Annotated in this window: 17 protein-coding genes; 1 reads left to right on the top strand and 16 read right to left on the bottom strand. The window is 50.6% G+C overall.

Going from position 1 to position 14,598, the window contains the following annotated elements:
* The 11 genes from ytxJ to DP119_RS14250 all read right to left on the bottom strand — a co-directional run bounded on the left by ytxJ (window position 1) and on the right by DP119_RS14250 (window position 10,097).
* Window positions 1–330, bottom strand: a complete 330-nt coding sequence (gene ytxJ, locus DP119_RS14300; protein ID WP_112233788.1) for a bacillithiol system redox-active protein YtxJ — start codon at window positions 328–330, stop codon at window positions 1–3.
* Window positions 331–347: 17 nt separating this feature from the next.
* The gene (locus DP119_RS14295; RefSeq protein WP_112233787.1) at window positions 348–1,193 is read right to left on the bottom strand and encodes a YtxH domain-containing protein; all 846 of its coding nucleotides are present in this window, start codon (window positions 1,191–1,193) and stop codon (window positions 348–350) included.
* A gap of 36 nt (window positions 1,194–1,229) precedes the next feature.
* The gene (locus DP119_RS14290) at window positions 1,230–1,724 is read right to left on the bottom strand and encodes a DUF948 domain-containing protein (RefSeq protein ID WP_058381125.1); all 495 of its coding nucleotides are present in this window, start codon (window positions 1,722–1,724) and stop codon (window positions 1,230–1,232) included.
* Between the two features lie 188 nt (window positions 1,725–1,912).
* On the bottom strand, window positions 1,913–3,226 hold the full coding sequence (murC, locus tag DP119_RS14285; RefSeq protein WP_112233786.1) for a UDP-N-acetylmuramate--L-alanine ligase: 1,314 nt from the start codon (window positions 3,224–3,226) through the stop codon (window positions 1,913–1,915).
* A 153-nt stretch (window positions 3,227–3,379) separates the two neighbouring features.
* On the bottom strand, window positions 3,380–5,986 hold the full coding sequence (locus DP119_RS14280) for a DNA translocase FtsK (RefSeq protein WP_112233785.1): 2,607 nt from the start codon (window positions 5,984–5,986) through the stop codon (window positions 3,380–3,382).
* Between the two features lie 2 nt (window positions 5,987–5,988).
* Window positions 5,989–6,597, bottom strand: coding sequence for a YtpR family tRNA-binding protein (gene ytpR / locus DP119_RS14275; protein WP_112233784.1), 609 nt, complete (start codon window positions 6,595–6,597; stop codon window positions 5,989–5,991).
* Entirely contained in the window at window positions 6,594–7,409 is an 816-nt protein-coding gene (locus tag DP119_RS14270) for a DUF1444 family protein (RefSeq protein WP_112233783.1), read from the bottom strand. Before DP119_RS14270 ends, ytpR begins: the two co-directional genes overlap by 4 nt.
* A gap of 64 nt (window positions 7,410–7,473) precedes the next feature.
* Complete coding sequence (locus tag DP119_RS14265) at window positions 7,474–7,791, bottom strand: thioredoxin family protein (protein ID WP_112233782.1); 318 nt, start codon at window positions 7,789–7,791, stop codon at window positions 7,474–7,476.
* A 5-nt stretch (window positions 7,792–7,796) separates the two neighbouring features.
* Window positions 7,797–8,306, bottom strand: a complete 510-nt coding sequence (locus DP119_RS14260) for a hypothetical protein (protein ID WP_112233781.1) — start codon at window positions 8,304–8,306, stop codon at window positions 7,797–7,799.
* Between the two features lie 132 nt (window positions 8,307–8,438).
* The gene (locus DP119_RS14255; protein WP_112233780.1) at window positions 8,439–8,951 is read right to left on the bottom strand and encodes a DUF84 family protein; all 513 of its coding nucleotides are present in this window, start codon (window positions 8,949–8,951) and stop codon (window positions 8,439–8,441) included.
* 72 nt (window positions 8,952–9,023) lie between these two features.
* On the bottom strand, window positions 9,024–10,097 hold the full coding sequence (locus DP119_RS14250; RefSeq protein WP_112233779.1) for a M42 family metallopeptidase: 1,074 nt from the start codon (window positions 10,095–10,097) through the stop codon (window positions 9,024–9,026).
* Window positions 10,098–10,273: 176 nt separating this feature from the next.
* Here DP119_RS14250 and DP119_RS14245 point away from each other — a divergent pair, with 176 nt between their 5' ends.
* Window positions 10,274–10,588, top strand: coding sequence for a PepSY domain-containing protein (locus tag DP119_RS14245; RefSeq protein ID WP_112233778.1), 315 nt, complete (start codon window positions 10,274–10,276; stop codon window positions 10,586–10,588).
* 54 nt (window positions 10,589–10,642) lie between these two features.
* Here DP119_RS14245 and DP119_RS14240 read toward each other — a convergent pair whose 3' ends face one another.
* From DP119_RS14240 to dat, 5 genes are all read right to left on the bottom strand, one after another.
* A complete protein-coding gene (locus DP119_RS14240; RefSeq protein WP_112233777.1) occupies window positions 10,643–11,500 on the bottom strand; it encodes a YtnP family quorum-quenching lactonase in 858 nt (285 codons plus the stop codon).
* Between the two features lie 25 nt (window positions 11,501–11,525).
* On the bottom strand, window positions 11,526–12,173 hold the full coding sequence (gene trmB, locus DP119_RS14235; RefSeq protein WP_112233776.1) for a tRNA (guanosine(46)-N7)-methyltransferase TrmB: 648 nt from the start codon (window positions 12,171–12,173) through the stop codon (window positions 11,526–11,528).
* Window positions 12,174–12,194: 21 nt separating this feature from the next.
* Window positions 12,195–13,118 carry a diacylglycerol/lipid kinase family protein gene (locus DP119_RS14230; protein WP_240616451.1) on the bottom strand — a complete coding sequence of 308 codons (924 nt, stop codon included), beginning with the start codon at window positions 13,116–13,118 and terminating at the stop codon, window positions 12,195–12,197.
* Window positions 13,119–13,123: 5 nt separating this feature from the next.
* Window positions 13,124–13,660, bottom strand: a complete 537-nt coding sequence (gene thpR, locus DP119_RS14225) for an RNA 2',3'-cyclic phosphodiesterase (RefSeq protein ID WP_112233775.1) — start codon at window positions 13,658–13,660, stop codon at window positions 13,124–13,126.
* 88 nt (window positions 13,661–13,748) lie between these two features.
* Window positions 13,749–14,597 carry a D-amino-acid transaminase gene (dat, locus tag DP119_RS14220; protein WP_112233774.1) on the bottom strand — a complete coding sequence of 283 codons (849 nt, stop codon included), beginning with the start codon at window positions 14,595–14,597 and terminating at the stop codon, window positions 13,749–13,751.
* Window position 14,598: the final 1 nt, after the last annotated feature.

Below are 14,598 nucleotides of genomic sequence, written 5' to 3'. Positions count from 1 at the left end.
CTAAGCGATGAATTCCTTCATCGCTTTGCTTTTGATTTTGTTATGGCTCGCATGCCAGTCGACTTGCTCGCTGGCAAAATGGAAGAGTTGAGGAGATTCATGGCGAACCCCTGTTATTTCCTCGATTGCCGCCGAAAGCTCTCTGTCTTCCTGGACGACGAGATAAAGGAATAATTGATGGGGATGCAATGATGCATACTCTGAATATTCTTTCCATGCGCCTGCTGAGACCGGGCAAGTACTGCTGTGCTTGAACAGCCAATAATGCTGTTCATTGCCGACCGCTTGCTTAAGCTCATCCAAGTTTCTCACATGTACAAAGTTTTCCATTTCAACCGCTCCCAAAATTAATTCTTTTTGTTCTGATTGCTTTGTGGATTTGAAGATCCTTTTGCATTTGAAGACCCTTGCGAATTAGAGGATCCTTTTGCATTTGAAGACCCTTGGGAATTCGAAGACCCTTTTGCAGTTGAAGATCCCTGTGATGCCGAAGAACCTTTAGCGCTAGAGGAAGATTTTGAATCAGCCGAACTTTGCAGGCTTGCAGAAGCATTCGTTCCTGCCGATGTTTTTGAATCGTTATGGCTTGATTTGTTTTCTTCCTTCACTTCTTCGACTGCTTCTTTCAAAGCATTCGCCGTGGACGTAAACGCATCGTTTCCGGCTTTGTCGCCGCTATCGACTTTGTTTTGCACAGTCTCCAGCAATTCAACGCTTTCTTCGCCTTCGGAGGAAGCAGTTCCGTCATCCATCGGCGAGCTGCTGCCTTTCATGTTCTTCACTTTATCTACTACTTTCGTCGACTGCTCTTTCAATTGCTGCGTGAATCCAGGGCCGTCATTCGAATCGCCGGATTCTTTTGACTGCTGTGCCTTTTCCTTGAAGGTATTGGCTTGCGTCTTCAAGTCAGCTTGAAGCTCCTTGCCTGCTTTAGGTGCGAAGAACAAAGCCGCTGCTGCCCCGACAAGGCCGCCGACGATCATCCCTGTCAAGAAGCCTGATCCGCCATTCGATTCTTCGTAATCGTATAGGTCGTCATAGCGGCTTGACGAACCGTATGATTGCGGTACGTACTGGCTTTGTTCGTACTGTCCGCCTTGGTCGCTGTACTTGCCGCCTTGCGTATAGTATTCGCCATTGTATTGGGATTCGTTATAATCAGGTTTTGAATAGGTGTTTTTATTTTTTCCCATTGTCCATTCCTCCATTATGTTCGAGATTTGATGATCTTAATATTGGTCGCTGCTGCCTGGCAATTTCTTTTGGCCAGGAACCGGCGTGTATTGCTCTGTGCTGCGTGTCTGGTAAACTTTGCGCTCTTTCCATTTGTCTGCGATTCCCATCGCGACATTGCTCCACTGGACAACTTGGGCAATTTTGTCTTCGTTCTGCTCAACTTGCACACCAACGCGTGAAGTGATGTGGCGCACCGTAGAGTTCAGGTCTGTCACTGAATTACCGACGCCTTTGACTGCATCGACAACACCGTTCAATTTTTCTGATTTGACCGTGATGTCTTCAGCGAGTTCGTTCGTTTTATGCAATAGGTTCGTCGTCTCCAACGTAACTCCCTGCAATTGGTTCTCCAGCCCTGAGACAGTTCCGGAAACCTCTTTTAATGTGTTCTTGAGTGAGTTCAAGGTCATCGCCAGCGCTACGCATAGAATTAAAAATCCAACAGCGGCGACAATCGCGGCAATGTAAAGCAAGATTGACCAATCCATTCTGTTTCCTCCTTCGGTTTGATTAAATTTCGTATACCTGTTTTCTACCCTGCCCCATAAGGGTTTAAACACGCCTCTAATATTATTCGGCAAAAGCTTTCAAATGCCTGCCAGCCTCCCAATACATTTTGCAATTTCTGCGGCCTGTCTTACATGCCATAGAAAAAAAGCCTAACCATGTGAGATGGTTAGGCTTTTTTAGGCATTGCCAGAACTTCTTCATAAGCTTGCTGGAATTTCGTTACATCTCCAGCTCCCATGAAAAGATATACTGCATTTTCATGGATATTTAACTTTTCGACCTCTTCCAGTTGCAGCAGCTGGCTTCCTTCGATTTTTTCCTGAAGGTCACGGATGGTCAGGGTGCCTGCTTCTTCTCTGGCGGAGCCGAAAATATCGCATAAATAGACATGGTCTGCTTCCTGCAGGCAATCGGCGAATTCCTGGAGGAAGGTTTGTGTGCGGCTGAAGGTGTGTGGCTGGAAGATCGCCACCAATTCTCGCTCCAGATACTTTTGGCTGGCTGATTGCAGCGTGGCGCGGATCTCCGTCGGATGATGGGCATAATCGTCGATCAGCACGCGGCCATCGATGACAGTCTCCGTGAAGCGGCGCTTGACGCCTTCATAGCTTTCGAATTGGCGCTGGATAATATCTGCTGGGATGCTTTCGTACTGGCACAGTGAAATGACAGCAAGCGCATTCAGCACTGCATGGTCGCCGTACATCGGGATGGTGAACGTGTGGAAGAATTCATTGCGGATGACGACATCGAATGTCGTTCCTTCCGTCGTTTTGACGATGTTGCGTGCCTGGAAGTCGTTTTCTTCGCCAAACCCGTAATAGACGACCGGTACCGGCGCCTGGATTTGCTGCAAATATTCGTCATCTCCACAAGCGATGATGCATTTCTTCACTTGCTGCGCCATTTCCTGGAACGCCTTGAAGACGTCATCGATGCTGCCGAAATAATCGGGATGGTCGAAATCGATATTGGTCATGATCGCATAATCCGGGTGATACGCCAAGAAATGGCGGCGGTATTCACACGCTTCCGCTACGAAGAAATGGGATTCTTCCTGTCCCGACCCCGTTCCGTCACCGATCAAGTACGAGACCGGCTTATAGCCGTTCAGTACATGCGCCATAAGCCCGGTCGTCGAAGTTTTACCGTGCGCCCCGGTGATGGCGACCGATACATATTGCTTCATCAAATCCCCGAGGAATTGATGGTACCGGATGATGGTCGCGCCGCTTTCACGGGCTTTGACCAGCTCTGGATGTTCGTCGTTAAACGCATTCCCGGCGACGATCGTCATGTCCTGCGAAATGTTTTCGGGATCGAAAGGCAAAATGGAGATGCCTCTCTCCCGCAGCCGCTCTTCCGTGAAGAAATGCTGCGCGATATCGGAGCCTTGAACCGATTCGCCCATATCATGCATGATTTGGGCCAGCGCGCTCATGCCAGAGCCTTTAATGCCCGTAAAATGTAATACTGTCATAAATGAACCTCCTGTGGGAGTGGAAAATTAGTCTAGTCAAACCGCTTTGCGGAATCAATAGCTGGATGGTTTTTCACAATGCTCCGATTATATCACAAAGTGGACAGGCACTGAAATAATCAATAATTCCTGAAATTCCGGCGGCGCCTAGGTTCAACGGAATACTTCTTCGATATCGCTTTCCGTAATGAGCACCGTTCTCGCTTTGCTCCCATTCTGTTCGGAGATGAAACCATATTCTTCGATCAGGTCCATCAAGCGAGCGGCCCGGTTATAGCCGATATGGAATTTCCGCTGCAGCAAGGAAGTCGATGCGCTTCCTTGCGACATGATGAACCGGCACGCTTCCTCGAATAAATCATCCTGTTCGGCAGGCGATTGGCTGCGCTGGATCAATTCCTCTTCTTTGAAGATATAATCGGGCTCCCCTTGCGCACGGACATGGGCGATGACTTTTTCAATCTCATCATCTGTCACGAAAGTTCCCTGCAAGCGGTTCGGAGCGGCCATGCCATTCCCTAGATACAGCATATCCCCACGCCCGAGCAAACGTTCAGCTCCTTGGGTATCCAAGATTGTCCGGCTGTCCACTTGCGACGAGACGGAAAAGGCGATGCGCGTCGGGATGTTGGATTTGATCAAGCCCGTAATGACGTCCACTGAGGGACGTTGTGTGGCGATCACCAGATGGATCCCGCAGGCGCGCGCTTTCTGGGCGATGCGGCAAATGGAATCTTCTACATCTGATGGTGACATCATCATTAAGTCGGCAAGCTCATCTATGACGATCAGGATATAAGGCAAGTGCTGTGCCGGCTGTCCTTTGTCATCGACCATTTTATTATAGCGTTCGAGATCACGGACTCCTGTATGGGCAAACAGCTGATAGCGGCGCTCCATTTCCTCTACTGCCCATTTCAAGGAAGCGGTCGCTGCCTTGACATCTGTGATGACGGGGCTGACTAAATGCGGAATATGGTTATAAGGCGCGAGTTCGACCATTTTCGGGTCGATCAACAGCATTTTCAAGTCGCGCGGAGAAGATTGGTACAGCAGGCTCACGAGCAGCGAATTGATGCATACGCTTTTGCCGGATCCTGTAGCTCCCGCGATCAGGCCGTGCGGCATCTTGCGCAGGTCGAGCGTAACTGGATTCCCGGCCAGGTCGAGCCCAAGCGCTGCTTCAAGCGGTGAATCCGACGCTTTGAAGTTCGGGCTTCCGATGACTTCCGACAGGCGCACTGCGCGGCTTTGGCGGTTCGGGATTTCGATGCCGATCGAGCTTTTCCCGGGAATCGGAGCCTGTATGCGGATGTCACGTGCCGCAAGCGCCAATTTCAAGTCGTCAGCCAAATTGCGGATTTTGCTCACTTTGATCCCTTGCGCGACACGCAGCTCAAAACGGGTGACGGCCGGCCCTTGTACCGTTCCGACAATCTCCGCCTTGATCTGGAAATGGGACAGAGCTTCGACAAGGCGCTCGCCTTGTTCTTCCATCCACGTTTCATCTTTCAAATCATTTTCAGGCTCTAGAAGATACTCATGGCCAGGCAATTGATAGCCAGTAAAGCTTTTTTCACCATGGCTTGCTGGTTCAGCTTCGGTTTCCTCTATTAATGCCGTTTTTTTTTCCGCTGTCGGCACCTGCTGCTTCGGCAAACGTTCTTTATCCGATTTCAGCATCAGCACATTGAATGGCACAGTTCGTTCCTTTTTGGTTTTCTCCTGTGTTTTCGCCTGCGGCAATACCGGTTTCGGCTCTGGGCTATGTACACGATTGTCCTGTTCGGCTTCCTGTTGGGCGATTTGTGCCTCTTCGGCATGTATTGTCGCTTCCGGCAGTTCAGAAATCGCCTGCGGGCCGCCTTTGCCGGTTTCTTCAGAGGAAATTTCACCAGTTTGTCCAGCAGTCTCAGCAACATCGGTTTCGTCTGACGCCTGTTCTTGTTCTGCTGCACGGTATACCGTTACTTCCGGTTGTTCAGGCGCTTCTTCAGCCTTTTGATTTTTCGGCAATAGATCCTGCAGGCTACGGTCTGCCCATTCATAATGGGGTTCAGGCTTTTTTTCGGGTTGCTGTCCATCCAGCGCTTCCGCTTCAGTCGCTTTTTCACGAACAGATTCAGTGTCTGGAGCTTGCTGCTTTGGTTCTGCCGGTTTATATACCGTTGTCTCCGTATCGGATTGCGGTTTTTCAGCTTGATGCAAACGGCCATCGCTCTTCTTGTACAGTTCCTGCAAGCTGCGCTGCGACCAATCATTCTTGCGTTCAAGTTCTGCCTTCTTTTTTGCTTCCTGCTCCAATAACTCGTCGATCGGCGCCGGACGGTCCGTAAATCCGTGCACAGGGGAAGCTACACGCGTCGGCTGGAAGCGCCGCGTCGTGTTGCCCGGCAGGTCGAGGCCTTGAGGTTCAGCTGTTTTTGGCACATGGGGACGCTTTTTCTTATTGCGCCCTGTATTCGGTTTAGGTAATTTACCGCTCGGTTCCAAGGCATCGAGTTCATAGGTCTTTTCCTCCGGTGCTTTCGGAAGCGTATCAACACGCGGCTTTTCTACGCGCCGTTCGGGTTTGCGGTTTTCTGCTGGCAGGCCTTTCGCTTCTTCATCGGAAATGAGCGGAAACCGGAACGGCGCCGGTTTGCTTGCCTGCTGTTCTGGTTCGATATGCTGTGTGTCCTCACTGCGGGTGTATAGTTGTTCTTCTGTTTCCGTGTCTTCTGTAAACATTTTATTCCATATATTTTTCATCCAACTCATCGTTACACCTTCATTTCAAATGGAGATCCTGTTTGCGCGTCTTCCGGCAATACCAAAATTCCTTTTTCCGCCGGTGCATCCGGCAAGCCCAATTCCTTTGCTGAGCAGATCATGCCGCTTGAAGCGACCCCGCGCAGTTCTGCATCGCGGATGACCATCCCAGAAGGCATGACCGCGCCTACTTTAGCGACGACCACTTTTTGCCCCGCTTCCACATTCGGCGCGCCACAAACGATCTGCAAAGTTTCCTCGCCGACCGCCACTTGGCACACATTCAATTTGTCCGCATTCGGGTGCTTGTCTTTCGACTCCACATAGCCGACGACGAATTTCGGCGTCAAGTCGACTTCCAGCGTGTGGGAGACGCCGTTTTTCTCCAGAGCATTTTGAAGCGCTGTCACCAAGGCTTCCGTCACTTCCACTGGCTGCCCTTCTGGCAGGTCTGCATAATCGCTTGCCTGGAATAAATTGAATCCTGCAATCTCTTGCTGTTCATTTTTGATCAACGTCACATCGCCGTATTGTTCCGTATGGATTTTATCCGGTTTTTCCAATGTCAATTGGACGAGTAGCACGTCGCCGACGCCTTGCTTATTATAGAATGCATTCATTTTTTATCGTTCTCCTTCTCGGGTCTGTTTTTCGCTAGGATGAATATCGGTTCAAGCTCTTCATTTTCATAGACGAATGACAAGGACGTAATCGGCACTTTGCCGTTCGTGAAGAAATGCATCGCCATTTGGGCAAGCACATCGTACCCGGTCTCGTTTCGTATATCTCCGATGATCAAGACGTCCTGATGGGGGACCGAGACAGTCATGTCCCCTTGTATTTTCTTTTTCATGTCTTTCAAGAATGTTTCATTCAAGATGCGCGTGGCATCATAACCATCGTTTTCGTTCAGGAAGTAGAAGACATTCCCTGCCACGTGGTCTTCCTTGACAGCGGTCTTCAATTTCTTCACTTGGAATTTGGCGATTTCCTGAACTTGTTCGGCTGTCAACCCTAGGCTTTCCAATACTTTTTCATCAATCAGCCGGTAAGTCGTCCCGGCATCGAGCGCGTAATAAATACGCGTCTCTGCCGTATGGGGAGCAGTCAGGAAACGGTGGCCTTCACGCGATTCTTCAGGAAACGAGGTCGAGCGGATGACCGGGTAAATATGCTGTTCACCCGGCAATTCACCTGCTGATTCACGTTCCATCGCATTGAAAGTTTCGGAAATCGTATAGGCGATTTCTTCAATCGCTGCATCGCCTTTGGTCTCGAAACGGCTGATGACTTGAGGCAATGAAATGGTCATGCCTTTCCCCAGTTCTGTATGCCTTACATTTGCAATATCTTTTTGGCGGTCGAATGTCCAGCTCAACTGGTCATTGGCAACCCGCTCTTTCAGTATAGTAAATAATTCGGCGGATTTCATTCCTATTTTCCTCCTTTTCACAAACAAACGGTTCATCCTGCACACAGGAGAACCGTTTTCCCTTTTATTTCGACAGGCTGGAGATAAACGATTCAATTTCCTCCTGCGTCTTGCGGTCGCGGCTGACAAAGCGCCCTTGCTCTTGCCCTTCGCGGAATCCAAGAAAACTCGGGATTCCATAGATATCTTTTTCGATGCATAAATCGATGAATTCGTCCCGGTCGACCGAGACAAAGGCATAGTCGCTGAATTTCTTTTCAATCTCGGGCATGATGGGATCGATCACCCGGCAGTCGGGGCACCAATCAGCCGTAAACATAAAGATCACATTTTCTGTGTTGGCCAGTTTCATGAATTGTTCTGTAGATTGCAATTTCTCCATATTGTTCACTCCTCTTGTGCCGCTTCGATGGAACGGGCGGTTTTCATCATCCACTCCATATGGTTGCGGAGCGCGGATTGCTCAGTTACCGTCGACAGTTTCGCGCCTCCGGAACTGACCACCAACTCATAACGGTCTTCTGCGATCGTCCGGACCGTGACGAACCCGAACCGGCCGTGCTGGCTGAATTTTTCGTCTGCAAGCCATGTTTCTTCCGGATTCGCTTTTTGTAAATCATAGAAAAACGTGCTGTCCGGTGCTTCGTTTGGGTTGAGGAACAACGCAAACGCCTGGTTGCCGCGGGTGATCAATACATTATGGTCATCTGAAGGCTCTTCCACATCATACCCCCCGGGAACATACAGCTCTGTTTCGCCGGCCGTTTCATTGGGTTCCGGCGCCTCCTCTTCAAATGCCGCCCTGGCGCTTGACACGCCTTCCACCAGTTCGTCCGCGGGACTGACACAGCCGGTTAGGACAAGGACTGACGAAAACAACATCATTTTAATACCCATTCGACGCACAGCATTTCCCCCTCATTTTATCTATCGGCCGCCCACTTCCTGAATGGAACAGGTAAATGGGCTTGATTGAATAAGCATTTCTTTTCTAGCTACATTTTAAAGATGTTTAGGGGCACATGCAACTTAATCGCTGTTTGCCTGCCATTGCCCCAACAACAAGATGACGATTTGGGAAAACAGCTCGACCCGGTTCAGCTTTCCGGCAGTCAAAATGCCGATCGCCCCTTTATGATGGCGGATGCCTGTTTCACGCGCAAAACGGTCCATGACAGGGCCTAGCTCTTCACCGGCACGCAAATGTTTTTCGATTTCTGCAGGCAGCGGCACTTGCGCCCCGCCTGCAATATACACTGCTCCTTCCGCCGTCGCAATGGCACCCCAATTGCATAAGTATAATTTCCCTTCCAGCTCGAATACCCCGCCTTCCAAACCGATTGCCGCGTCGCAGCCAGATAATAACGCATGACGCGCGCGATTAATTGCGCCGGACCTTGTTTCCTCAATTGAAAAAGGCTGTGCCGAAACGCCTGAATCTGCCGCTTGGCCTTTAATCTCTGCCTGAATGCCTAATTTTTCGAGAGCTGATGCGACTGCGCCAGTTTTAGCCGGATTGGTCGATGCCACACATAATTTCATATTGCTCCTCCTTTGTTCACTTCGTGATAGTTATCGGTTTCCAGATGAAAAGCGGCCCGGGGGCCGCTTTTGTCAGACGTTTTGTTTGATTGTGTCCATCGTCGACTGGTCTGTTGCTTTCACCAGTTTCACGAGCAGCTCTTTGGCCGCTGCATAATCATCGGTATGGATGACCGAAGCGGACGTGTGGATGTAACGCGAGCAGATGCCGATGACGGAACTTGGGATCCCTTCGTTGGCGATATGGACTTTGCCGGCATCCGTTCCGCCTTGCGAGACAAAATACTGATACGGGATGTTATGCGTCTCGGCAGTATCCAAGATGAATTCGCGCATGCCCCGGTGTGTGACCATCGTGCGGTCGAGGATGCGCAAAAGCGCCCCTTCGCCTAGCTGGCCGAACTCATTTTTGTCTCCTGTCGCATCATTTGCCGGGCTCGCATCCAGCGCATAGAAGATATCCGGCTGGATCAAATTGGCTGCTGTCTGGGCGCCCCGAAGGCCGACTTCTTCCATGACGGTCGCACCGGAGAACAATTGGTTGGGCAAGGACTCGCCCTGCAATTCTTTCAGCAATTCGATCGACAATCCGCAGCCGTAGCGGTTGTCCCAAGCTTTCGCCATGATTTTCTTATCATTGGCCATCGGAGTGAACGGGCTGAATGGGATGATTTGCTGCCCTGGGCGAATGCCCATCGACAGCGCGTCTTCTTTATCGTCCGCGCCGACATCGATCAGCATGTTCTTGATGTCCATCGGCTTTTGACGCGTCGCCTCATCCAGGAGATGCGGCGGGATCGACCCGACGACACCCGGAATGATGCGGTCCCCCGCAACCACATCCACACGCATGGCCAGCATGACTTGATTCCACCATCCCCCGAGTGGCTGAAAGCGCAGCATGCCATTGTCGGTAATTTGCGATACCATGAAGCCGACTTCGTCCATATGGCCGGCCACCATGACGCGTGGCCCATCTTGTGCGCCTTTTTTTACACCGAAAATGCTGCCGAGATTGTCCTGGATCAGTTCATCCGAATATTTCTCGAGCTCGCTGCGCATGAATTTTCGTACGGCATGTTCGTTGCCGGGTGCTCCCCGCAGCTCGGTTAAGGTTTTAAACATCGCTCTTGTATCCTGGTTCATAAAAGTTCCCCCTTGATAAAATATGTACGTGCATCCTTTATCAGTTTAGAGCTTTTTCTTTGTGAATGCCAGTTCAGGTAATTCGATTGACGAAATATTTTGGGTACTTGCAGTTCCTTGCGTGCATTTTTCCGCTTTATGGTACAATTTAGCCAGAATGCAAAGGAGGGGTTTTCATGAAAAATCGTGATTTGCTCATTGGATTTGCTGCCGGTGCAGCCGCAGCCTATATCGCAAAGGAAGTTTACGAAAACAAACAGACGCTTTACCCGGCCGACGACGTCTTGAAGAAAGTCAAACAATCCTTCAAGGAAGAAGGCCCGATCGATGGTTCGTGGATCTTTATGAAAACCGAGCCTTACCATCAGCACGCGGTCAAGACGGAAGTATACAAAGGCGGCATCACGCGCCATCGCGATGATGAGCTCGAGCAATATGAGTTTCTGGCTGACGCCTATACCGGAGCTGTCCTGGAAGTCACCAAATCATAGAAGACCCACATTAAAACGCCCTGCGGAAAAATTCCGCAGGGCGTTTTGCCTTTTTTATTCAAATACTTTTTCTTTGCGTTCCAGCGCATCGACGACTTCTTTTCCATCCTCGTTCCATTTGATGATGCGGTAGAAGGCATCATGGTAGAAGCTGAAATAGAAATTGCCCGGCAGCGCTTCTTTCATCAGCTTGTCTTTCGCATAGATCGAATCCATCGGGTAATCGTCGAACGCCAATACCCATAGCGGGTTTTGGTGGGCATGGGTCGGCATGATATCGCCCATATGGAGAACCGTCTCCCCGTTCTGCTCGAGCTTGATGACACTATGGCCGTTCGAGTGGCCGCCCGTATGGATCATCGTGATCGCATCGAAGACGGTCAATTCGTCGGTGAAAGTTTCCACTTGTCCGGTGATCGGCTCCCAGTTCTCTTTCCAATACGTATTGCGCGAGCGGATGTTCGGATTCTGCATTTCTTCCCACTCCACTGCCGATACATAGATTTTCGCGTTCGGGAAAGCGGGCACGTATTCCTCGCCTTGCTTTTTCGTCAGGCCAGCCGCATGGTCCCCGTGAAGATGCGTCATCAAGACTGTGTCGATATCTTCCGCAGTCAAGCCAAGTTCTTCCAGGTCCTCTTCCACACGCGATTCCGAGGATACACCCAGGTTGCGTTTTTGGCGATCAGTCAATTTGCCGTTGCCTAGACCGCTGTCGATGAGGATATTATGGCCATCGAACTGGACCAATATCGGATGTGTCGGCAATTCGATCTGGTTCTGCCCATTTGCAGGATAGCGCTTCGACCATACCACTTTCGGGACCACCCCGAACATCGTGCCCCCGTCCAGCCAAGTCGTCCCCCCATCGAGCCAAGTTAACAACATGTCGTGAAATTGAAATTTCTGCATACAAACTCCCCCTTATGAGTTGATGTTACGCTTGGAATTTCGCTTCTAGCCGGTAGATCGGCTGCCCTTTTTTCAAAAATTTCTCTTCATATTCCGTCATGATGTTCCATTCCGGTTCATTGGCATGAAGATCCAGCGATACATCCTTCAATAACATACCATATTCAGAAATACTCGTGAGCGAATATTCAAAAAGTCCGCGGTTATCGGTCTTGAAATGTATTTCGCCTCCTTCAGGCAATACGCGCTCATACAATTTCAGGAAACTTTCGTGCGTCAAGCGCCGTTTCGCGTGCCGTGTCTTCGGCCAAGGATCCGAAAAGTTCAAGTAAACACGGCCGATCTCCCCTGCTTCGAAAAACGTTTCGAGCTCTTGCGCATTGACTTGCAAAAGGCGCAGGTTCGGAATCCCGCTTTCCGGCTCTAGTGCTCCCTGAAGAGCCGTCACGATCACGCTTTCGAATAGTTCGATCCCGATGTAGTTGATATGCGGGTTGGCCTGCGCCATCCCGGTAATGAAGCGCCCTTTTCCGCTTCCGGCCTCGATGTGGATCGGCTGGTCATTGCCGAACTCTTCGTGCCATTTGCCTTTCAGTGTTTCCGGGTTCGGAATGACGATTTCCGGATGGGCTGCAATCAAATCAGCCGCCCATGGCTTATATCTTGCTCTCATGTATAGACATCCTCTTTCTCGTTATAATTTTGCTTGTTGCCATTGTTTTGCTGACACACGAAACTCGAGTTTTCCTTGCGAATCCGCCATTCCCGCGCCGTCCCCGTCCAAATGGCGCGGCACTGGGCGGTCCACGGCAAGCGTAAAATGCCTGCCTCTGAACTGTTTGACTTCCGGAAATTTCGTATGGCTTCCGCTAAATACCGTACCAAAAACGGCCAGCAGTTTCAATCTCGGCAAGCGGTGGACGACCGTCAATTCAAGCTGGCCGTCATGGGCAGATGAACGGGGTGAAATTTTCATGCCGCCCCCGAAATATGGCTGATTGCTGACGGTTGCGAGCCATACGTCCTCGTAATGGTAAAGCGCTCCATCCGATTCGACAGTGAGATTGAATTTCTTGAAGGCAAACAAGGTGGTAACAACGAAAATCAAATACGCCAAGTTGCCGAGGCCGAGCTTATTCAACCAGGGCTTCATCCGCGAATGATTGACAGCATGCGCGACAGCGGCATCAAAGCCAAGGCCCGAACTGCTCGCAAACAACTGCTCCGGCCGGACGCCTACTTGGCCGATGTCGGTCAACACCCCTGCAGGGCAAGCCAACAAACGGCTGATTTGCTGCGCCCCCGAAAAACAACTGAAGCTACGGGCGAAATCATTTCCGGATCCGGCAGGAACCGAAGCGATGTACAGAAGCTCTGCCCCTGCCGCAGCCGCAGCGATTTCGCGCATGGTCCCGTCTCCGCCAAAGCCGATCACCAAGGTTTTCCGCCTTCTTTCGGCCAACTTCCCGACCAAGCGAAACGCATGGCCCGCAGAATGGGTAAGAAAATATTCATAAGGGAAATCGGCCGCTTCGGAAAACTTGTGCCATTTTCTAAGCGCCGCCCCGTTGCCTGCTGTCGGATTAACAATGAAGACAATATCCACAGTATTTTCCACGGCGCTCAAGCGCCGCCTTTCAGTGAATAAGTTTCTATTTCCTTGTATCGCGGTGTTTCCCGCGGATGAATCTCGAATAAAGAAAATGAATCAACCGGGAATTCCAGCTCTTCCAGCTCCAACTTTTCAGGCAAGCTTCCGCCTTTCCAGCGGCTGGCAAGCGTGACATGCGGGACAAACGGCTTCGGGTCGGTAGAAAGCTCCAATGGATCCAGTTGCCGCTGCACAGCTCGCTGAAGCCTCATCAACTCAGGGCTGTCAGCGAGCGCGGCATAGACGATGCGCGGCGTTTCGGGGTTGCCGAAAGTCTTCACGCCGGCGAGCCGCAAGAGAAACGGTGCTTGATCGATCTGCCCGAGCCGTTCGGCAATCTTTCCCAATTCACCGAATCGGTCTTCGCCAATGAAAATCAAGGTAATATGCATATCCGCAGGAGGCGTTAAACGTTTATGGGTAGACAGCTCCCACGAATCTCTCGTCTGCCCGATTTTTTCAGCTGCTTGCCCGGGAATCCGGATTCCAATAAAATAATGCGTGCTCATTATCATCACCTCTATTCATTATAACTGACCGACGCAAAAAAAGGGCCAGCTGATTGCTGGCCCCGGAATCGCATAATAAGTGCAGGATTCAGGAAATGACGCCCATTTTGATCCGCGCTTCAAAAGCTTTTTGCAGTTTGCGTGTCATCTCTCCAGGCGTGCCGTCCGCAATTTTATGCCCGGAAATCTCGATGACCGGCATGACCTCGGAAGTCGTCGATGATAGGAAGAATTCATCCATCTCAAGCGCCTGCTGCTTCGTGAACGCCGTTTCCACCACGTCGATGCCCAGCTCGTCGCATAGTTCGAAGATGACACGTCTTGTGATGCCGTTCAAGATCAAGTTGGTCGCTGGATGGGTATAGAGGATACCGTCTTTGATGCCGTACATATTCGATGATGAACCTTCCGTTACCGTATCGCCGCGGTGAAGGATCGCTTCGAAATAGCCTTCTTCGTAAGCCTGCTGTTTCGCCAGCACATTGCCGAGCAAATTCAAGCTCTTGATGTCGCAGCGCAACCAGCGGACATCTTCGATCAAGACTGCCTTTACGCCGTTTTCCAGGAATTCCACAGGGCGCTCGACCGATTTCGTGTAGCCGACCACAACCGGTTCGGCATTTTCAGGGAACTGATGATTTCGCGGGGCCGCTCCACGAGTAATCTGCACATATACTTGGCCGTTTTCGATATTATTCAGTTCGACCAAGTCGTGGAGCATCTTGTGGAACACGTCTTTCGTGTAAGGAACCGTAATGCGGATTTTCTCGGCGCTGGCATAGAAACGGTCGATGTGTTCCGTGGCCGTGAACAAATCCCCTTCATATACGCGGATGACTTCGTAAATGCCGTCGCCGAACTGATACCCGCGGTCTTCTTTTGAAATCTCCAAATCCTGTTCTTTTACAATCTCGCCATTGGACAAAATCCATTCCATT

This window comes from Planococcus maitriensis (genome assembly GCF_003289925.1).
Lineage (GTDB): Bacteria > Bacillota > Bacilli > Bacillales_A > Planococcaceae > Planococcus > Planococcus maitriensis.
The sequence above is the reverse complement of the archived record's forward strand: the minus strand, read 5'-3'. Positions and strand labels throughout refer to the sequence as shown.

What these genes read in the sequence shown, in the direction of transcription:
- ytxJ (WP_112233788.1), bottom strand. Translation starts at nt 330, where the DNA reads ATGGAAAACTTTGTACATGTGAGAAACTTGGATGAGCTTAAGCAAGCG.
- DP119_RS14295 (WP_112233787.1), bottom strand. Translation starts at nt 1,193, where the DNA reads ATGGGAAAAAATAAAAACACCTATTCAAAACCTGATTATAACGAATCC.
- DP119_RS14290 (WP_058381125.1), bottom strand. Translation starts at nt 1,724, where the DNA reads ATGGATTGGTCAATCTTGCTTTACATTGCCGCGATTGTCGCCGCTGTT.
- murC (WP_112233786.1), bottom strand. Translation starts at nt 3,226, where the DNA reads ATGACAGTATTACATTTTACGGGCATTAAAGGCTCTGGCATGAGCGCG.
- DP119_RS14280 (WP_112233785.1), bottom strand. Translation starts at nt 5,986, where the DNA reads ATGAGTTGGATGAAAAATATATGGAATAAAATGTTTACAGAAGACACG.
- ytpR (WP_112233784.1), bottom strand. Translation starts at nt 6,597, where the DNA reads ATGAATGCATTCTATAATAAGCAAGGCGTCGGCGACGTGCTACTCGTC.
- DP119_RS14270 (WP_112233783.1), bottom strand. Translation starts at nt 7,409, where the DNA reads ATGAAATCCGCCGAATTATTTACTATACTGAAAGAGCGGGTTGCCAAT.
- DP119_RS14265 (WP_112233782.1), bottom strand. Translation starts at nt 7,791, where the DNA reads ATGGAGAAATTGCAATCTACAGAACAATTCATGAAACTGGCCAACACA.
- DP119_RS14260 (WP_112233781.1), bottom strand. Translation starts at nt 8,306, where the DNA reads ATGGGTATTAAAATGATGTTGTTTTCGTCAGTCCTTGTCCTAACCGGC.
- DP119_RS14255 (WP_112233780.1), bottom strand. Translation starts at nt 8,951, where the DNA reads ATGAAATTATGTGTGGCATCGACCAATCCGGCTAAAACTGGCGCAGTC.
- DP119_RS14250 (WP_112233779.1), bottom strand. Translation starts at nt 10,097, where the DNA reads ATGAACCAGGATACAAGAGCGATGTTTAAAACCTTAACCGAGCTGCGG.
- DP119_RS14245 (WP_112233778.1), top strand. Translation starts at nt 10,274, where the DNA reads ATGAAAAATCGTGATTTGCTCATTGGATTTGCTGCCGGTGCAGCCGCA.
- DP119_RS14240 (WP_112233777.1), bottom strand. Translation starts at nt 11,500, where the DNA reads ATGCAGAAATTTCAATTTCACGACATGTTGTTAACTTGGCTCGATGGG.
- trmB (WP_112233776.1), bottom strand. Translation starts at nt 12,173, where the DNA reads ATGAGAGCAAGATATAAGCCATGGGCGGCTGATTTGATTGCAGCCCAT.
- thpR (WP_112233775.1), bottom strand. Translation starts at nt 13,660, where the DNA reads ATGAGCACGCATTATTTTATTGGAATCCGGATTCCCGGGCAAGCAGCT.
- dat (WP_112233774.1), bottom strand. Translation starts at nt 14,597, where the DNA reads ATGGAATGGATTTTGTCCAATGGCGAGATTGTAAAAGAACAGGATTTG.